At 36.6% G+C, this 18,326-nt stretch carries 26 protein-coding genes, 1 tRNA gene and 1 riboswitch; of the genes, 24 read left to right on the top strand and 3 right to left on the bottom strand.

Translation table 11 applies throughout. The features are described from left to right. Positions 1-29 precede the first annotated feature (29 nt). Positions 30-214: riboswitch (Lysine riboswitch) on the top strand. Between the two features lie 121 nt (positions 215-335). Beyond that, positions 336-1,562, top strand: coding sequence for an aspartate kinase (locus tag NST98_RS05825; RefSeq protein WP_340714679.1), 1,227 nt, complete (start codon positions 336-338; stop codon positions 1,560-1,562). Between the two features lie 20 nt (positions 1,563-1,582). Here NST98_RS05825 and NST98_RS05820 read toward each other — a convergent pair whose 3' ends face one another. Then, positions 1,583-1,999: a YslB family protein gene (locus tag NST98_RS05820; protein ID WP_340714678.1), complete on the bottom strand. Its 417-nt coding sequence runs from the start codon at positions 1,997-1,999 to the stop codon at positions 1,583-1,585. A 293-nt stretch (positions 2,000-2,292) separates the two neighbouring features. Here NST98_RS05820 and NST98_RS05815 point away from each other — a divergent pair, with 293 nt between their 5' ends. The 11 genes from NST98_RS05815 (at position 2,293) to NST98_RS05765 (ending at position 10,568) form a co-directional block, all read left to right on the top strand. Next, entirely contained in the window at positions 2,293-2,904 is a 612-nt protein-coding gene (locus NST98_RS05815) for a succinate dehydrogenase cytochrome b558 subunit (RefSeq protein WP_016837199.1), read from the top strand. 50 nt (positions 2,905-2,954) lie between these two features. After that, on the top strand, positions 2,955-4,715 hold the full coding sequence (gene sdhA, locus NST98_RS05810) for a succinate dehydrogenase flavoprotein subunit (protein WP_340432737.1): 1,761 nt from the start codon (positions 2,955-2,957) through the stop codon (positions 4,713-4,715). 2 nt (positions 4,716-4,717) lie between these two features. Next, a complete protein-coding gene (gene sdhB / locus NST98_RS05805; RefSeq protein WP_016837201.1) occupies positions 4,718-5,500 on the top strand; it encodes a succinate dehydrogenase iron-sulfur subunit in 783 nt (260 codons plus the stop codon). 261 nt (positions 5,501-5,761) lie between these two features. After that, complete coding sequence (locus tag NST98_RS05800; RefSeq protein WP_340705316.1) at positions 5,762-6,208, top strand: acyl-CoA thioesterase; 447 nt, start codon at positions 5,762-5,764, stop codon at positions 6,206-6,208. Between the two features lie 71 nt (positions 6,209-6,279). Further along, positions 6,280-6,501 (top strand): helix-turn-helix domain-containing protein, encoded by a 222-nt coding sequence (locus NST98_RS05795; protein ID WP_016837203.1) that lies wholly within the window; start codon positions 6,280-6,282, stop codon positions 6,499-6,501. Between the two features lie 297 nt (positions 6,502-6,798). After that, positions 6,799-7,593: a glutamate racemase gene (racE, locus tag NST98_RS05790; protein ID WP_340705317.1), complete on the top strand. Its 795-nt coding sequence runs from the start codon at positions 6,799-6,801 to the stop codon at positions 7,591-7,593. Positions 7,594-7,854: 261 nt separating this feature from the next. After that, a complete protein-coding gene (rph, locus tag NST98_RS05785) occupies positions 7,855-8,613 on the top strand; it encodes a ribonuclease PH (protein ID WP_340714677.1) in 759 nt (252 codons plus the stop codon). After that, positions 8,613-9,206 (top strand): XTP/dITP diphosphatase, encoded by a 594-nt coding sequence (locus NST98_RS05780; RefSeq protein WP_340715681.1) that lies wholly within the window; start codon positions 8,613-8,615, stop codon positions 9,204-9,206. Before rph ends, NST98_RS05780 begins: the two co-directional genes overlap by 1 nt. 93 nt (positions 9,207-9,299) lie before the next feature. Continuing rightward, positions 9,300-9,629, top strand: coding sequence for a zinc ribbon domain-containing protein YjdM (locus tag NST98_RS05775; protein WP_340714676.1), 330 nt, complete (start codon positions 9,300-9,302; stop codon positions 9,627-9,629). A 252-nt stretch (positions 9,630-9,881) separates the two neighbouring features. Continuing rightward, complete coding sequence (locus tag NST98_RS05770) at positions 9,882-10,391, top strand: metallophosphoesterase (protein ID WP_340714675.1); 510 nt, start codon at positions 9,882-9,884, stop codon at positions 10,389-10,391. Positions 10,392-10,494: 103 nt separating this feature from the next. Beyond that, positions 10,495-10,568: transfer RNA gene (locus NST98_RS05765), tRNA-Arg, on the top strand. Between the two features lie 137 nt (positions 10,569-10,705). On the opposite strand, the gene NST98_RS05760 is transcribed toward NST98_RS05765, so the two are convergent. Both NST98_RS05760 and NST98_RS05755 read right to left on the bottom strand, forming a co-directional pair. After that, on the bottom strand, positions 10,706-11,812 hold the full coding sequence (locus tag NST98_RS05760; RefSeq protein WP_340714674.1) for a tyrosine-type recombinase/integrase: 1,107 nt from the start codon (positions 11,810-11,812) through the stop codon (positions 10,706-10,708). A 50-nt stretch (positions 11,813-11,862) separates the two neighbouring features. Then, positions 11,863-12,492 (bottom strand): LexA family protein, encoded by a 630-nt coding sequence (locus NST98_RS05755; protein ID WP_340714673.1) that lies wholly within the window; start codon positions 12,490-12,492, stop codon positions 11,863-11,865. A 159-nt stretch (positions 12,493-12,651) separates the two neighbouring features. Between NST98_RS05755 and NST98_RS05750 the strand changes: the two genes are divergently transcribed. The 12 genes from NST98_RS05750 (at position 12,652) to NST98_RS05695 (ending at position 18,326) form a co-directional block, all read left to right on the top strand. After that, the gene (locus tag NST98_RS05750; protein ID WP_340714672.1) at positions 12,652-12,894 is read left to right on the top strand and encodes a helix-turn-helix domain-containing protein; all 243 of its coding nucleotides are present in this window, start codon (positions 12,652-12,654) and stop codon (positions 12,892-12,894) included. Positions 12,895-12,907: 13 nt separating this feature from the next. Further along, on the top strand, positions 12,908-13,234 hold the full coding sequence (locus NST98_RS05745) for a DUF771 domain-containing protein (protein WP_340715680.1): 327 nt from the start codon (positions 12,908-12,910) through the stop codon (positions 13,232-13,234). Between the two features lie 6 nt (positions 13,235-13,240). Further along, on the top strand, positions 13,241-13,537 hold the full coding sequence (locus NST98_RS05740) for a hypothetical protein (RefSeq protein ID WP_340714671.1): 297 nt from the start codon (positions 13,241-13,243) through the stop codon (positions 13,535-13,537). Then, positions 13,515-13,691 (top strand): hypothetical protein, encoded by a 177-nt coding sequence (locus tag NST98_RS05735; RefSeq protein WP_340714670.1) that lies wholly within the window; start codon positions 13,515-13,517, stop codon positions 13,689-13,691. The genes NST98_RS05740 and NST98_RS05735 overlap by 23 nt, the downstream gene beginning before the upstream one ends. A gap of 32 nt (positions 13,692-13,723) precedes the next feature. Next, positions 13,724-13,870 (top strand): hypothetical protein, encoded by a 147-nt coding sequence (locus NST98_RS05730; RefSeq protein ID WP_340714669.1) that lies wholly within the window; start codon positions 13,724-13,726, stop codon positions 13,868-13,870. Positions 13,871-14,142: 272 nt separating this feature from the next. Then, entirely contained in the window at positions 14,143-14,421 is a 279-nt protein-coding gene (locus NST98_RS05725) for an AbrB/MazE/SpoVT family DNA-binding domain-containing protein (protein WP_340714668.1), read from the top strand. Continuing rightward, positions 14,418-14,591: a YqaI family protein gene (locus NST98_RS05720; protein WP_340714667.1), complete on the top strand. Its 174-nt coding sequence runs from the start codon at positions 14,418-14,420 to the stop codon at positions 14,589-14,591. The genes NST98_RS05725 and NST98_RS05720 overlap by 4 nt, the downstream gene beginning before the upstream one ends. Positions 14,592-14,670: 79 nt before the next feature. Further along, the gene (locus tag NST98_RS05715; protein WP_340709591.1) at positions 14,671-14,844 is read left to right on the top strand and encodes a hypothetical protein; all 174 of its coding nucleotides are present in this window, start codon (positions 14,671-14,673) and stop codon (positions 14,842-14,844) included. After that, positions 14,837-15,259, top strand: a complete 423-nt coding sequence (locus NST98_RS05710) for a replication terminator protein (RefSeq protein WP_340709590.1) — start codon at positions 14,837-14,839, stop codon at positions 15,257-15,259. Before NST98_RS05715 ends, NST98_RS05710 begins: the two co-directional genes overlap by 8 nt. A gap of 5 nt (positions 15,260-15,264) precedes the next feature. Then, on the top strand, positions 15,265-16,575 hold the full coding sequence (locus tag NST98_RS05705; protein ID WP_340709589.1) for an AAA family ATPase: 1,311 nt from the start codon (positions 15,265-15,267) through the stop codon (positions 16,573-16,575). Continuing rightward, positions 16,575-17,735, top strand: coding sequence for an ATP-binding protein (locus tag NST98_RS05700; protein ID WP_340709588.1), 1,161 nt, complete (start codon positions 16,575-16,577; stop codon positions 17,733-17,735). Before NST98_RS05705 ends, NST98_RS05700 begins: the two co-directional genes overlap by 1 nt. An 18-nt stretch (positions 17,736-17,753) precedes the next feature. After that, a complete protein-coding gene (locus tag NST98_RS05695) occupies positions 17,754-18,326 on the top strand; it encodes a DUF669 domain-containing protein (protein WP_340714666.1) in 573 nt (190 codons plus the stop codon).

Raw genomic sequence — 18,326 nt, 5'->3', positions numbered from 1 at the left:
TAATGTAATTTTAAAAGTAAATAAGTTTAGATATAGATAGAGGTGCGAGATTCATGAGTACCTAACTGGAGGAGAGGAACAAGTCTGAAGAAGGTTAGGGAAAGGGGAGATTGCCGAAGCGGTAAATTTGCTTGTTCCAGTTTACTGGCTGGTTTTGCATTGAAGAAATGCAAGATTGTCAGAATCTAAATGGTTCTGGAGAGCTATCTCATAAAGTGTTTTCTGAAAATTGAGGCAGCTTTTCACCATCCTTTGTGAAGAGTTGCTTTTTTCTTTAATTATATAAGATTCGGAAACTTCATTTCATGGCTTATGAAAATAAGGGGAGTGTAGCGATGATTAATATTGTAGTGAAGTTGGATGAATGGAATCTATCATCATCTGAAAACATTGGAGAAATAGCAAAAAGACTCATCGAAGAGAAGAAGTTTGGACGCAATGTAGTAGCAGTCGTTCCATCCTCTCCACCTGTAAATGAGGGTTTGGAAAAAATTATTTACTCTTTATCGGATGCACCATCCGAAAGAGAGTTAGACGCAATCCATTCTACCAATAATCAAATTGCAAGCAGTTTGCTTTCCATTGCTATTCAAAAAAGAGGCTTTAGAGCTGTTTCCCTTACAGGCTGGCAACTTGGCATGAAAACAACAAGAAAATCAGTAGGAAATGCTCGCATACATCAAATCGATGGTAATGTCATTATTGAGCATTTTAAAAAAGGCGAAATAGTCATAGTCGCAGGCGGACAAGGTGTTGATGATGAGGGCAACATCACCCTTCTCGGTGCTGGAGGGACTGATACAACAGCGGTAGCGATTGCAAAAAGCATTGATGCAGAACGCGTGGAAATCTATACGGATCTTGACGGGGTATATACAGGAGATCCTAATGTAGTTCAACAGGCTCGTAAATTGAAAGATATTACATATGATGAGATGTTAGAATTATCTTATTTAGGTTCGAAAATTGTTCATCCGAGAGCGGTCGAATTAGCAAAAAAATTTGATATACCAATTGTTGTTCGTTCGAGTACGAAAAATCTTCGAGGTACATTGATTAAGGGAGAGATTGAAATGGAGAGAAATTTAATTGTTCGTGGTGTCGCCTATGAAACAGATATTATTCGCTTTACTGTTGGATATGAAATACTAGAAAAATCTTCCCTTGCCAACTTGTTTAATACCCTAGCAAAGCATCATGTCAACGTAGATATTATTGTACAATCTGTTATGAGTGAAGTAAAACCGACAATATCGTTTTCAATAGTAAAAGAGGATTTAGCTAATGCGGTAAAAGTGCTTGAAGAACATAAAGAGGAGTTAGGTTTTCAATTTGCTGATTTTGAAGTTGGTTTAGCGAAAGTGTCAATCGTGGGTTCGGGCATGGTTTCCAATCCAGGGGTAGCAGGCCGCATGTTCGCACGCTTATGTCAAGAAAATATCCCTGTTAAAATGGTTTCTACATCTGAAATTAAAGTATCTGTCGTTGTGCCACAAGATGATATGATTCGTGCAGCAAATGCACTGCATGATGAATTTAATCTTGCTGAGGAATGGGTATAAAAAGGGGCGAATAAAGCCCCTTAGCGTTCAATTTTTTCTTGTAAATCCATCTTTACTGTAAAAATTACTTCTAGTTGTTTTTCTTTTTTCTCTTCATAGCATTCCGTCAAAACACCTTTAAAGTTTTGGATTTGTTCGGCAATGAAGCCAGCTTCTAAGCGAAAATTTCTTTCATTAATCTTTAGCAACTCCGGTTCATTCGTCAAACTAAACACAAATCCGTCTTTCATTTCTTTTTCAAGGGTAAGATCACCCCATCCGGCATCTTTAAAAAAGGAAATGATTAAAGGAATATCGGTGCATGGAAATTTGCGAGCTAAATCTTTTCCTGCCCAATATAGAATATCTTTTTCATGCTTTCCTAAAATGGATGGCACTAAATAATCTCTTAGCAGTTCGTATCCAAATAAAGGAAACGAATCTTTCGACAATGACATATAATAGGAACCTCTTTCTAGAATATTTCTTTTTTAACAACAGAGAATTCGAAAAAAGTTAAAATAGAGAAAAATAACATAATAGAGAAAAAATAGAAGGTTTTATAGCGAATATTAGACAAATTTCGGAAAATAAATATGCACAACTAACCTTGACGGTAATAGTTCGTGGGGGTACAATGAACTTGTCATAATATTGTACCATTATGAATAAAACAGTCAATGCATAAAGCGTTTACAATTTGTGACGACTTATTGACTACTTATTTCTATCATTTAAGGGGGTATCAGTCTTGGCAAAAAATGAGTTTTACTGGCGCCGACTACATTCTTTACTTGGTGTTATTCCTGTAGGGCTATTTTTAGTGTTCCACTTGTCTCTAAACTTTACTGCAACAGGGGGAGAAGAGACATATAACAGTGCAACAGGAGTAATGGATTATATTCCAGGTCCACTATTATTACTTATTGAGTGGATTGTTATCTACATTCCTATTCTGTTCCACGGTTTATATGGAATTTATATTGCCTTTACAGCAACACCAAACAATAAGCGCTTCAGTACATTCCGTAACTGGATGTTCTTATTGCAACGACTTACTGGTGTGTTCCTAGTAATCTTCATTGCTTGGCACATGTTCCAAACTCGCATCCAAAAAGCATTTGGTGCGGAAGTAAGTTTTGAAATGATGGAAAAAATCGTTGCAAATCCATGGATGTTAGGATTCTACATTGTGGGTATCCTTTCCGCTACATTGCATTTATCTAACGGTTTATGGTCATTCTTCGTAAGCTGGGGTATCACACAATCAACACATTCTCAAAAAGTAGTTACGTGGATTACAATGGCATTTTTCGTCATCTTAAGCATTATCGGTGTATCTGCAATTCTAGCATTCGTATGATACAAGCATAGATAGAACGTCCAATTAGAAAAGAGGAGTGAGAAATAATCATGGCCAAAAAGAAATTAATCGTTGTTGGTGGCGGCTTAGCTGGTCTAATGGCAACGATGAAAGCAGCCGAAATGGGTACTGAAGTAGAACTATTCTCATTAGTTCCTGTTAAACGTTCACACTCAGTTTGTGCACAAGGTGGAATTAATGGTGCAGTAAATACAAAAGGTGAAGGGGATTCTCCGTGGATCCACTTTGACGATACAATTTATGGTGGAGACTTCTTAGCGAACCAACCACCAGTAAAAGCCATGTGTGAAGCAGCACCTGGTATCATTCACATGTTCGACCGTATGGGAGTTATGTTCAACCGTACTCCAGAAGGTCTACTTGACTTCCGTCGTTTCGGTGGTACATTGCATCACCGTACTGCATTTGCAGGTGCGACAACAGGTCAACAATTATTATATGCGCTTGACGAACAAGTTCGTCGTTACGAAGTAGAAGGTTTAGTTACAAAATACGAACACTGGGAATTCCTTGGAATCGTTCTTGATGACGAAGGAGTTTGCCGTGGTATCGTAGCACAAGATTTAAGCACATCAGAAATTAAAGCATTCCGCTCTGATGCTGTAGTTATGGCAACAGGTGGTCCTGGTATCATCTTCGGTAAATCAACAAACTCAGTAATCAATACTGGTTCTGCAGCATCAATTGTTTATCAACAAGGTGCTTCATATGCAAATGGTGAGTTCATCCAAATTCACCCAACAGCAATTCCTGGCGATGACAAAAACCGTTTAATGAGTGAATCTGCTCGCGGTGAGGGTGGACGTATTTGGACATATAAAGATGGTAAACCATGGTACTTCTTAGAAGAAAAATATCCTGCATACGGTAACTTAGTACCACGTGACATTGCGACACGTGAAATCTTCGACGTATGCGTAAACCAAAAATTAGGTATCAATGGTGAAAACATCGTATATCTAGACTTATCTCATAAAGATCCACATGAATTAGACATTAAACTTGGTGGTATCATCGAAATCTACGAAAAATTCGTTGGTGACGATCCACGTAAAGTACCAATGAAGATTTTCCCAGCTGTTCACTACTCAATGGGTGGATTATGGGTTGACTATGATCAAATGACTGAAATTCCTGGTCTGTTTGCTGCTGGTGAATGTGACTATTCACAACACGGTGCAAACCGCTTAGGTGCTAACTCATTACTTTCTGCGATTTATGGCGGTATGGTTGCAGGACCTAACGCAGTTAAATATATGCAAGGCTTAACAAAACATGCGGAAGATTTACCACAATCTCTATATGATTCTTATGTAAAACAAGAACAACAAAAATGGGATAACATCCTAAAAATGGACAAAGGTAATGAAAACGCATATTTACTTCACAAAGAACTAGGCGAAATGATGACTGACAACGTAACAGTTGTACGTTACAACGATCGCCTACAAAAAACATATGACACACTTGGTGACATGTTAGAGCGTTGGGAAAACATTAACATCCACGATACTCAAAAATGGAGCAACCAAGGTGCACACTTTACTCGTCAATTGAAAAACATGCTATATCTTGCACGAGTAATTACTAAAGGTGCGTTATTACGTAACGAGTCACGTGGTGCACACTATAAACCAGAATTCCCAGAACGTGACGACGAAAACTTCTTAAAAACAACTATGGCGAAATTTGATTCATCTACAGGTGAGCCAATTATTACTTACCAAGAAGTAGACGTTTCATTAATTCCGCCTCGTAAACGTGACTACTCTTCGAAAGGAGGTAATTAATCGTGACTACACAACAAGTGGAAACTGGAAAAACAGTAAGATTTAGAATTTTACGTCAAGATAATCCAAATGGTGCAAGCCGTTGGGAAGAATTCGAAGTACCTTACCGTCCAGGTATGAACGTAATCTCTGCATTGATGTACATTCGTCAACATCCAGTGACTGCTGATGGAAAACCAACAACACCAGTTACTTGGGACATGAACTGTCTAGAGGAAGTTTGTGGTGCTTGTTCGATGGTAATTAATGGCCGTCCACGCCAATCATGTTCTGCGTTAGTTGATCAACTTGAACAACCAATTCGCTTAGAACCAATGAAAACTTTCCCAGTTGTTCGTGACCTACAAGTTGACCGAAGCCGTATGTTCAACGCATTGAAAAAAGTAAAAGCGTGGATTCCGATTGACGGAAGTTACGATTTAGGAGAAGGTCCACGCATGCCTGAACGCAAACGTCAATGGGCATACGAATTGTCAAAATGTATGACTTGTGGTGTTTGTTTCGAAGCTTGTCCAAACGTTTCTGAGAAATCTAGCTTCATCGGTCCAGCACCACTTTCTCAAGTACGTTTATTCAATACACATCCAACAGGTGCAATGAACAAAGACGAACGTTTAGATGCAATTATGGGTGAAGGCGGACTTGCAAACTGCGGTAACTCTCAAAACTGTGTAGCTGCTTGTCCAAAAGGAATTCCTTTAACAACTTCTATTGCATCATTAAACAGAGCAACGACTGTACACATGTTCCGCAAATTCTTCGGTTCTGACCATATGGTAGACTAATATGTTTTAGAAGCAGTCAAAATCGTTTATCGATTTTGGCTGTTTTTAATTTTTTTATAGAACAATTATCCAATTTTCATGATGCTGCATAGTATAGTAAGCAGTTTATTTCTGTACAGTTGCATTGCGAATCCTCTTTCAATAAAAAAATCCATCGTCATCCCCTTCCAATATTCGACATTTTCATTCATTTCCTCGTTGAATCTACTATTGTATAATATTTATTATATAAATAAAACTTTGGTTAAAGGGGATGGGAAAATGAAAGAAATGTATATTGAAGATTTTGAACAATGGGAGAAGGAATTTACATTTTACACGGAAGAGATTGTTCGTTTTTCAGATGTTGATATGTATGGCCATTTAAATAATGTAGTACCATTTTCATATTTTGAACATGCACGCATTGAATATTTTAAATGGTTGAATGTGAAGAACAATTGGGGTTCACAAGATGAGCAATGTATTCCAGTTGCGGCAGATTTGCAATGCGACTATTTAAAACAAGTTTATTACGGAGAAAAACTGCGAATTTATGTAAAAACAGCACGGGTTGGAAACTCCTCTCTAGATCTTCACTACATGGTAAAAAATGAAAAAGATGAAATCGTTTTAACTGGCAGAGGGGCTTTAGTGCAAATCAATAAAGAAACTGGTAAACCTCATCGCTGGACTGAAGAACAAAAAGTAATATTATATGGGAAATAGTTAAAATGCCCTCACAGCCTCCACCCTCATGACATACTTTACATAGAGAGGAGATAGGAGGGTGTTGCCTTATGAGTAGCCCGCAGCATCGTTCGCTTTTAACGAAAAGAGAGCGGGAAATATTTCAATTATTAATTTTAGATTATTCCACAAAAGAAATTTCACAAAAGTTGGGCATAAGCGAAAAAACGGTGCGTAACCATATTTCAAACACAATTCAAAAACTGGGCGTTTCTAGTAGGTCACAGGCACTGATTGAATTGCTAAGACTTGACGAGCTTTCATTGCATTAATCGATTAAAGATAGTGGCTTTAAATCCTAAAATGAATTTTAAAAGGCTACAATCGTATTATTGATGAAAAATACTTATTCAAAAAATGTCAATGATTATCTGATTTACAATTACAACAATCGGACAGTTGCATGGATCAATGGCGCGATGTTTAACATGAGGGGATTCAAATAAAAAACTGTCTTTTCCTGTTCAATTGTATGGAATAAAAGAATCATTGAACTTAGTAAAGAATTAGGTCAAAATAGAATAGATAATAATATATCATACAAATGAAATAGGATAGAGGCGGTATAAGTGAATGCCCCAATAGGCGTTATCGATTCAGGAGTAGGCGGCTTAACTGTTGCAAAACAAATCATCAAAGTTTTGCCAAAGGAAACGATTTATTACATTGGCGATACTGCAAGGTGCCCCTATGGCCCACGAAAAAGTGGAGAGGTTCTCGCCTTTACTATACAGTTAGCAAAAGCGTTGGAAAAACAGAATATAAAACTGCTTGTTATCGCATGTAATACGGCAACAGCAGTAGCATTAGATGTTTTAAGAGAACAGCTCTCAATTCCAGTAGTGGGCGTCATTAATGCGGGAGCCCGAGCAGCTGTAAAAAAAACGAAGCACAATCGAATTGTGGTTCTTGCAACAGAAGGAACAATTAAAAGTGGCGCATATGAACGTGCACTGCTTGCTTTAAATACGGAGGCGAAAATTATTCCTCTTGCGTGTCCGACATTTGTACCGCTAGTTGAAAGTGGAGAATATGAAGGACAATTTGCATTCGACCTTGTAGCGAATGGATTAAAGCCGCTTGAAAATAAAAGTTTTGACACAGTCATTTTAGGTTGTACTCACTATCCGATGATTCAACATCATATCGAAAAGGTAGTTGGACCTAATGTAACTGTTTTATCATCAGCAGAAGAAACTGCAAAAGAAGTAAAAGAGCTATTAACAAAACATCACTTACTCCGAAATGAAAATCATAAACCACATCATATTTTCTATGTGACCGGCTCGGTGCCCATTTTCCGTACAATTGCTGAAAATTGGTTAGAAATGAAACACTTAGATGTAAGAAAAATTCAATTTTAACAACTCAAAAAATCCATGATGCTCAAATCATTTTGAGTCTCATGCGATTCGGTACATCAAGCAGCAAAATCATTCGGTTATACCGAATTGCATGAGACATGAAGAAAGCTCGAAAGGCACTTTTCGAGCTTTTTTACTTGTAGTACAGTGCTACAAGCTATAAAGATTGTATGCCAAAAAAGTTTCAAAAATGTGCAATGACTTTTTTCTGGAGAAAATGTATGTTAATATATTGTGCGATTATTTGTAGGAGGAAAGTACATGCGAGTAGATGGAAGAGAAGTAAATCAATTAAGACCTGTAACAATCGAAACAGATTATTTAATTCATCCAGAAGGATCTGTTTTAATTCAAGTAGGTAATACAAAAGTAATTTGTACAGCTACGATAGAAGAGAAAGTTCCTAGCTTTCTGCGTGGGCAAGGAAAAGGTTGGATTACTGCAGAATATTCCATGTTGCCAAGAGCAACGCAAGAACGTACTATCCGTGAATCTTCACGAGGTAAAATCGGTGGACGTACGATGGAGATTCAACGTTTAATTGGACGAGCATTGCGGGCAGTTGTTGATTTAGAAGCGTTTGGAGAGCGGACTATCTGGATTGATTGCGACGTTATACAAGCAGATGGAGGAACAAGAACAGCTTCTATTACTGGGGCGTTCGTTGCATTAACACAAGCTCTTGCAAAGCGCTATAAAGAATCTCCATTTGAAAAGTTTCCAGTTACTGATTTTTTAGCAGCAACAAGTGTCGGATTTGTAGAACCGATTGGAGCGGTTTTAGATTTAAATTATTCAGAGGATTTTCAAGCAAAGGTAGATATGAATCTAGTAATGACTGGAAGCGGCAGATTCGTTGAAATACAAGGTACTGGGGAGGAAGCGACATTCTCTCGAGAAGAATTAAATACGTTGCTTGCTCTCGGTGAAAAAGGAATTCGAGAATTAATTGAAATACAAAAGTCCGTACTTGGTGAAGATGCAAAATTCATTCTAGAAGTTGGGGAGTCAAAAGAATGATGAAACAAGTTGTAATTGCAACGAAAAATAGAGGAAAAGCAAAAGATTTTGAAGCGATTTTCAAGCCGCTTCATTATGAGGTTGTAACAATGCTAGATATAGCGAGTGATATGGAAATTGAAGAAACAGGTACAACCTTTGAAGAAAACGCAATATTAAAAGCAGAAGCCCTCTCACAAGCCCTTGGTAAACTCGTTATTGCGGATGATAGCGGTTTGGCAATCGATGCTTTAGGCGGTGAACCAGGGGTATTTTCCGCCCGTTATGCGGGAGATCATGATGATGAAGCAAATATTCAAAAAGTGCTTGAAAAAATGCAAGGGATTCCGGATGAAGAGCGCACAGCACGCTTCGTTTGTGCCATCGCTATTAGCGGTCCAAACATCGAAACGAGAACATTCTTAGGCGCATGTGAAGGCAGAATTTTACACGAAAAAAGAGGTACTAATGGTTTTGGTTACGATCCAATCTTTTACGTACCAGAATTAGGTCGTACTATGGCAGAACTTACACCAGAAGAGAAAGGTGCAATTTCCCACCGAGGAAATGCGATTCGGAAGTTAACAGAAGAGTTGCCGAATGTATTAAAATAAAGTGGACAGTTTGAAAATTTCCATAAACATTTGAAATCTCGTTAAGACTTCATTATAGTAGTAGGTAATGATGTAAATATGGAGGAAAAAGAAATGATACCAAACTGTCCAAAATGTAATTCAGAATATACGTATGAAGATGGAAACGTATTTATTTGTCCAGAATGCGCTCATGAATGGACTGAAAACGATCTTACTGAAGAGGAAGGCTTGGTAGTAAAAGATGCTTACGGCAATCTTTTACAAGATGGCGATACAGTGACAATCATTAAAGATTTAAAAGTAAAAGGAAGTTCTTCCACATTAAAAATTGGCACTAAAGTAAAAAACATTAAGTTGGTAGAGGGAGATCACAACATCGATTGTAAAATTGATGGTTTTGGTGCAATGAAGTTAAAATCTGAATTTGTGAAAAAAGCTTAAAGTAAAGGGGCTCAAGCAGCCTCTTTTTTATTTAGGATAAAGTTGCGAGTATTTTAGTCACAAGTATTTAAGCAAATGTTGCAATTATTTAATGATATGCGAAACAAAGATTTACTTGTGTACATTAAGTAAAACAGCAAGTCGTATTTTGTCAGCAATTAACCTTTTACATTTCAAGCAGATTTTATTAAAATTTTTATTAGGCATATTTTTCATTACTTGGATGCAAAGTAAAAAATAAGGGTGGAGACAATGAAATTATTAGTGATGAGTGATACCCATGGGGATGCAGAAATCATACAAGTAGTTAAGGAGCGACATCCAGGAGTGGATGTGGTCATTCACTGTGGGGATAGCGAACTAGATTATCAACACCCATATCTAGAAGGAGTAAAGCGAGTTCGCGGCAATTGTGACCGGGATAGCCGGTTTCCTGAAGAATTGCAGTTTGAAATTGAGAATAAAAAAGTGTATGTAACGCATGGACATTTATTAAATGTAAAGTCGACAACCATGAATCTGTTTTATCGTGCAAAGGAAGTAGAAGCAGATGCAGTGTTGTTTGGACATTCCCATTTACTTGGTGCAGAATTGATAGACAATATTCTGTTTGTAAATCCCGGGAGCTTGTTAAAGCCTCGGGGCATTGATGAAAAGAGTTACGCAGTGTTAGAGTATAATGATTCAATTTGGAAAGTTACTGCGTATACGGATCAAGGGGAAGAAATATTTCAAAAAGAGTATCCATTGGAAGAATTGTAAAATGGTTCGTAGTGTGAAAATTAGTTGAAAAAATTTTTAAAAACCCGTTGACATTTTCACACTACGCTAATATAATAAATATTGTCCTTTGGGAAAACAAAATGTCTCAGTAGCTCAGCTGGATAGAGCAACGGCCTTCTAAGCCGTCGGTCGGGGGTTCGAATCCCTCCTGGGACGCTACTTAAACAATTTTAGATAAGTTTAATCAACTTATCAGAAGCCCAAAAACCTTGATATATAAAGTTTTTGGGAATTTTTATTTTTCTCTGAAATCGATTGAATACGAACGGATTTTTTTAAACATTACACAAATATTACACATTAACCGCATATAAATTGACCGCAACTTTTTCATCCCTTTCTTCTAATTCTTTAATGATGTGAGTGTAATAATCGTATGTTGTTTCGATGCTTGCGTGTCCCAAACGTTTTGATACAGATTGGATACTTACACCTTTATAAAGAAGTACGCTCGCATGAGTGTGGCGTAGTCCATGCATAGATATTTTCGTTTCAATATTTAATTCATCCAACATTTTTTTAAGTGCTTTGTTTGCTGCTTCGCTTGTTAATGTTTTCGATTTTGTTGGCCTAAAAAACACAATCCCGTTATAAGTTGGTTGATTATTTTCAAAATGCTCTTTAAATATTTTCATCACCATTGGATCAATGCCAATTCTTCTTTCGGATGATGTGTTTTTTAAATCGATAAATCCTTCACCGTCTTTATAATCCCACGCTCGATAAATATAAATTGTATTATTTTCGAAATCAAAACAATCCCTTGTCAATCCAACTAATTCGCCGTATCGCATTCCGGACACAAGCGCTAATAAAAGCAAATGCGGAGTGTTAGTATTGGCTGTTTTGACTTTCTTCATCAAATAACGGTAAAGTCGCAAACTATCCATGAAATTCAAGTGTTTTTCACTACTTTTCTTTGGTTGTTTTGATGCGTTAAATTCTGCTTTGCGAGTAAAATCAATCGTAATTAAACCATCATCAATAGCATCTTTTACACAACTGCGGATGTGAGTATTCAATTTCCGAACAGTTTCTTTAGATCTTCCTTCTCCATACCAATTCAAAAATTCTTGATACGTTTGTCGAGTAATTTTTTGTATTGGTATATCTTTAAAATATTGTTTAACTGTTTCCACTGAATTTAGATATCTTTTGAATGTGTTTTTATGTTTTCCATTTTTATACAAATGTGCCCAATTCTCAAAATACTCCGCAAAACCAACATCTTTGACTTGCATAACCATTCCTTTTTTTAACATATATTCAACTTCGGCAGCTGCTTCCATAGCTTCTTTTTTTGTGCGAAATCCTCCCTTACGTATCGGCTTCAATTTACCGTCTACATAACGACTTATCGTATATTGCCATGTCTTACCTCGTTTTTGGAAACTTGCCATGAATTTACCTCCTTTTTTGAATAAAAAAGACTAAGTGGATAACTTAGTCTTTATAATTTTTTTTCATAAGATATCGCTTTCCCAATAATTCGAGCTGGGTAATCTTTAGTAACTTGTTTGAATTCATATTTTGGATTATCCGGTACCAACCAAATAGAATTCCCGGATTTTTTAACTCTTTTTAATGTAGCTTCCTCATCTCCATTTACTAATACAGCTGCAATTTCGCCAGATTCAACGTCAGGCTGAACTCTAATTAATACAATGGCTCCGTTCGGAATTGTAGGTTCCATCGAATCTCCTTTTGCTATTAGTGCAAATAGATCCCCACTTGGTAGATTATCAGGAGCTTTATAAATATAATCTTCAACGTTTTCTTGAGCTAAGATTGGTTCACCGCATGCTATTTTACCAATCACAGGAATTTTAACTTTTTCTTCAATCGGATAAATGTTTTTTATTTTTGTTAATTCCTCTTTTCCGATTAGAAGTTCAACGGGATCCACTCCTAAAGCTTCAGCAAATTTAGCTATCTCATCCATTGGAATTTTTCTCGAACCTTTGAAATATCGATTAATAGTACTTCTATCAGTTCCAACTCTTCTAGCTAATTCAGCCCCACTAATTTCTTTATTTTTAGCTATTTGTTCAATTCTCTTTGCAACTTCAAATGAGTTCATTTTTTTAACATCCTCCTCAACTACATTATATATAGTTTCCTTATAGGAAACAATAGTAAATCTTTATTACCAATTTTCGACTTAATTAGTGCAAAACGTTGACGTATAGGAAACAAGATGTTATTCTTTTATCAATAAATGACGAAGGGAGGAAAATAAATGAAGTTTAATTACAATCGTCTGAAAGGCGAACGAATTGCAAGAGGATTGACTGTTGAAGAAATGGCAAAAGAACTAGGTATATCAAAGGGTGCCTATTCTAAAAAAGAAAATGGAAAAATACCGATTACTGTAGAAGATTTTTCAAAAATTACAAAAAAATTAGGTATTGGTCCCGAAAAAATATATATTTTTTTTACGAATGATGTTTCCAAAATGTCAACAAAAGAAATTTTTGTATGAAAGATGGTGGTTTATGTTGACACAGCAAATTAAAGCTGAAGTTATCATTAACATTCCATCTGACTATGTTCTGATTAAAAAATCAGAGTTAGAGGTATTAGAGCAAGAGCGACTTAGCGGTGTTTTTTGGTCAATGGAAGATTTGGAAAAACGTATTAAAAAAAAGCATGAGTGGATAAAAGAAAACATTCTTTATCCTTCAAAATTCCGCAAAATCCTAGACGTTGAAAACGGTGGGTTTGTTTATTACCCAAAAGTTCGCGGTGAAAAATGGAGTTTTCACGCTACCAAAATGGCAAAGTTTTTGGATGATAATTTTCATTTGATTTTCGGGAGGTGACCGCAAATGCTCAGCGAGCATATCAAACGCACAACGCGTGAAATTGACGCGTTTCTTGAAAACTATACGCTCGGCACACTTATTGTAGACGGTGACACTGTTTCGCTTGAGACGAAACACGGTGAAATCGTACTTGATGAGTCATATGTCATCGAAGTGTTTGCAGGCAATCAATATCACACAATCACATATGACCAAGCGCGAAATACCATGTCTAGCGACGGATGGCCGTTGTACGCAGGGTTTGAAGCACGTGTGAAGAAAAAGGAGGTGAAACAAGATGTCATTACCAAGTGCGTATGACTTCAAAACGCTTGACGAAGCAGTTGTGTTCTATACGCGTATGGTTGCAGCAGTTGTAAAAACCCGTGACCGAAGCATGCATGACGAACTAATTCGCTTCAAAAAAGAACTTCACGAGCGCATTGATCGGGAATATGATCCAGCTGCCCTTTAGGGCTTCTTTTGGTTTTAAGGAGGTGAAACCAAATGACTCAATCGCTACTACAGTACATCAGCGACGGCGATCTAAGTACAAAACTTGAATCTGTTGAGTACTCAACGAATTTAAGAAGTATCGTCACTGTTGAATATATGATGGAGCGTTATGAACGCGGTGAATCTGATGAAGAATAAAGTTTGGCCACGTTTTCTTATATCTATCATTCTATCAATGGCTCTAAGTAGTTTAATTATTTGGTTGTTGTATCAACTAAAGGGGGTGATGAACTATTAAACGCGCTGCCAATTGGTCATCAACTGTTTTGCTAAAATGTCCAGTTCCTGGTTGTACTCATGCTGGAAACATTATCACAAAAGCACATTGCAAAATGGTACATGGGATGACTAGGGAGGATGTGAGAAAAGAATATGGTATGCCATACAAAATTAAATAGGGGGTAATTTTAATGAAATCTACAGGTATCGTCCGTAAAGTTGATGAGTTGGGGAGAATAGTGATTCCGATGGAATTACGTCGCACTCTTCAAATTAATGAAAAGGATCCAGTTGAAATTTTTGTTGATGGTAAACAAATCGTTCTTAAAAAATATACAGCTGCAAAATCTTGTTTTGTTACTGGGGAAGTAAATGACGACAATATTAGTTTGCTTGACGGTCGCTTAGTGTTAAGTCCTGAAAGTGCGAAGTATTTACTAAACGAACTGAAAAAGAGTGTGAAGTCATGAATGATATGATGTTTACCCAAGTCGATGATTATCCTACAGAAGATGTTTTCGGAACTGAAATTCTTCCTGGTGATGTGTTTTTTAAATTTGGTGAAGATATTGTGTTATCGCAAAACATTGATGACTACTTATTAGAGCATCTAAATGTAAAAGTATTAAAAGCAAAATAAAAGCCCATTATCAGCGGCAACTGATAAAAGGCCATAAAGAAAGTTGATCAAATTAAGTATAGCACAGGAGGTTGATCCATTGGAAAAAGAAACTGTAACCATACCTAAACAACGTCTTGTGGACATGCTCGATGCGCTGAAAGAAATTCATAAAATCACAAAAGGTTTAACTACATTTAACCCAACTTACAACACGATCCATCAACTTACACGTAAAGGGTTAAACATTCAGGAGGATGATGCTGATGAGTAAACAAATTGATTTACCACTTTCTGAATTGTCTAATGGTGCTATTCAAGAAAAGTTAGATTATGAGCTTAAGAAAGTATTCGACAACATCCATGATAAAAACACCAACGCAACAGCTAAACGTACAATCACAATTAAACTCACATTTACACCAGACGAAAATCGTCAAACAGTAACTGTGACTAGTGATTTTACTACAAAATTAGCTGATGTTACATCGGTTTCTACAACGGTGCTTACTGGACGAGATATAACAAGCGGAATTGTGGAAGCAAAAGAACTGAAATCTAAAGTACCAGGACAAACATACTTTGATGACAACATGGTCCAAAGAACCGATGTTGGTGAACCAGTCGATGTAATCGAACAAGAATTAAATCGTAAAAAAGTCATTAATCTTCAAACTGAAAGGAGTTAACTGAAATGGCAATTAAGATTAATAAACTCGAAATTGAAAATGTCAAACGTGTCAAAGCTGTCAAAATAGAGCCATCTCCAACTGGATTAACAATTGTTGGCGGTAATAACGGACAAGGAAAGACAAGTGTACTAGATGCAATCGCGTGGGCGTTGGGCGGTAATTCTTATCGTCCTTCCCAACCAAATCGTGAAGGTAGTATGTCTAATCCGTACTTAAAAGTTCAATTATCAAACGGCTTAATTGTTGAACGAAAAGGAAAAAATTCAGATTTAAAAGTCATTGATCCAAACGGTCAAAAAGCTGGCCAACAATTACTAAATAGCTTTGTAGAAGAATTGGCTATTAATTTACCAAAGTTTATGAATTCCACAAGTAAAGAAAAAGCGAATATTTTACTTCAAATAATCGGAGTTGGTGATAAATTATATGAACTTGAAAAAAAAGAAAAAGAAATTTATAACCAACGTCATGCGATTGGTCAAATTGCAGACCAAAAAATGAAATTCGCGAAAGAAATGCCTGAATATCCAAATGTCCCAAAAGAGCCAATATCAATTTCAGATTTAATTCAGCAACAACAAGCGATTTTAGCACGTAATGGTGAAAATCAACGGAAACGTGAACAACTATCATATTTAGAACGACAATATCAATTGCAAGCACAAGAAGTTGAACGTTTAAAACAATTATTAACAGAAGCAGAGATGAAACTTGGACAACTAGCAAACGATGTAGAAATAGCTAAAAAATCCGCAATTGATTTACATGATGAATCAACAGAAGAACTTGAACGCAATATTCAAGAAATTGAAGAAATCAATCGGAAAGTACGTGCTAACTTAGACAAAGAAAAAGCAGAAGAAGATGCGCGAAATTATCAAGCTCAATATGATGAGCTTACGAAACAAATTGAAGAAGTACGTAAGCAGAAAACAGACTTACTGCAAAATGCAAACTTACCACTTTCTGGACTATCTGTGCAAGATGGTGAGCTTGTCTACAACGGTCAAAAATGGGATAACATGTCGGGCGCTGAACAATTAAAAGTAGCAACAGCGATTGTACGTAAATTGAAACCAGATTGTGGTTTTGTTTTAATCGACAAATTAGAGCAAATGGATCTAGCAACACTAAAAGAATTTGGCGAATGGTTAGAACGTGAAAACTTACAAGCTATTGCCACTCGAGTGAGTACTGGTGATGAATGTAGCATCATCATTGAAGATGGCTACGTCGTTGGTCAATCGTTAATACAAGAAGCACCACAACAAGAAGTAGCTCCGCAAAAACAATGGAAGCCAGGTGAATTCTAATGTTTGAAGTGATTACTGGGAAAATGAATAAAGCGAAAAAAGCAGTATTTTATGGTCCAGAGGGAATAGGAAAATCTTCTTTAGCTGCTCAACTTCCTAATCCAATTTTTATTGATACGGAAGGATCTACGACAGAATTAGATGTTAATCGTTTAAAACGTCCTTCGAGTTGGATGGAATTGTATCAACAAATTGATTGGGTAAAAACACAAAATTATAAAACGCTTGTCATTGATACAGTTGACTGGGCAGAACGATTAGCAATTGAATTTATCACAAATCGAGCAAATAAAAAAAGTATTACTAATTTTGGTTATGGTGAAGGTTTTATTCAATTAGAAGAGGAATTTGGGAAATTCCTAAACAAGTTATCGGATTTAATCGAAATTGGTATACATGTTGTTTTAACAGCTCATGCAAAAATCGTGAAATTTGAGCAACCAGACGAAATGGGTGCTTATGATAGATGGGAACTGAAGTTAGGAAATAAGACAACTGCAAAAACAGCTGCATTAGTAAAAGAATGGGCCGACATGGTGTTATTCCTAAACTATAAAACTTTTAGTATTGCAGCAGATGAAAAAGGTAAAAAATTCAAAGGTCAAGGTGGAGCAAGGGTAATTTACACGACGCATAATCCAGCATGGGACGCAAAAAACCGACAAGGTTTACCTGATGAGATTCCTTTAGATTACTCATATATAGCTCATATATTTGCAGGTACAACACAAATACAACAACCAATACAACAACAAAACTATGGACAACCTATGCCACAAGTACCTCAACAATCAATGCAAGATCCAACACAAGTAAATACTAGGTCAACGATGCCACCTGAACAAGCACAGCAACCAATACAAGAACCAGTACAACCACCAATTCAACAAGAACCGGTACAACCTATTCAAAACGAACCAGTTGCACAAAATACAACAATTCAATTAGATCCATCCATTCCACCAGCATTAAGAGATTTAATGCTACAAAACGGTGTAACTGAAGAAGATATTCAAATGGTGGTTAGTGCTAAAGGTTATTACCCAGTTGGTACACCAATTTCGAATTATGACCCAGGATTCATCGATGGTGTATTAGTAGCTGCATGGCCACAAGTATTAAGTCAAATCCAAGAAATGAAGAACAGTTTACCATTTTAATAATATTATCCAGGAGTGATGAAAGTGAATCAAAACATCGAAAGAGAATTAGGTTGGGATGACACAATTGAAAAAGATGATGGTGGTTTTATCCTGCTACCAGAAGGAGATTACGATTTTACGGTAACTAAATTTGAACGTGCTAGATTTCAAGGTTCGGCGAAAATGCCGCCTTGTAATCAAGCTAAGCTAGAACTAACAGTTCATTCACAAGAGTACGGCGATGTAAAGGTGTTTCATAATCTATTTTTACACACAAAAACAGAATGGCAATTGTCTCAATTCTTTATGGCTATTGGTCAAAAGAAAAAAGGTGAACCATTACGTATGAACTGGGGAACAGTACCAGGTTCAAAAGGAAGATTAAAATTAAAAATTGATGAATACGAAAAAGACGGCAAAAAATATCAAAATAACAAAGTCGAAAAATTTTATCCTTACGAAGAAGTGTTTGGTGCTGCACCACAACAACAAACTTATCAAGCACCGCCACAACAAACTTATCAACAACCAGTACAGCAACCTCAACAGCCATTCCCTACAACACCATTTCCAACTAACTCAGGTGGATTCACACCAGGGCAATTCTAG

This window comes from Ureibacillus sp. FSL W8-0352 (assembly GCF_038004345.1).
Lineage (GTDB): Bacteria > Bacillota > Bacilli > Bacillales_A > Planococcaceae > Ureibacillus > Ureibacillus thermosphaericus.
Note: the sequence above shows the minus strand (reverse complement) of the source record. Positions and strands in the feature narration are given on the sequence as shown.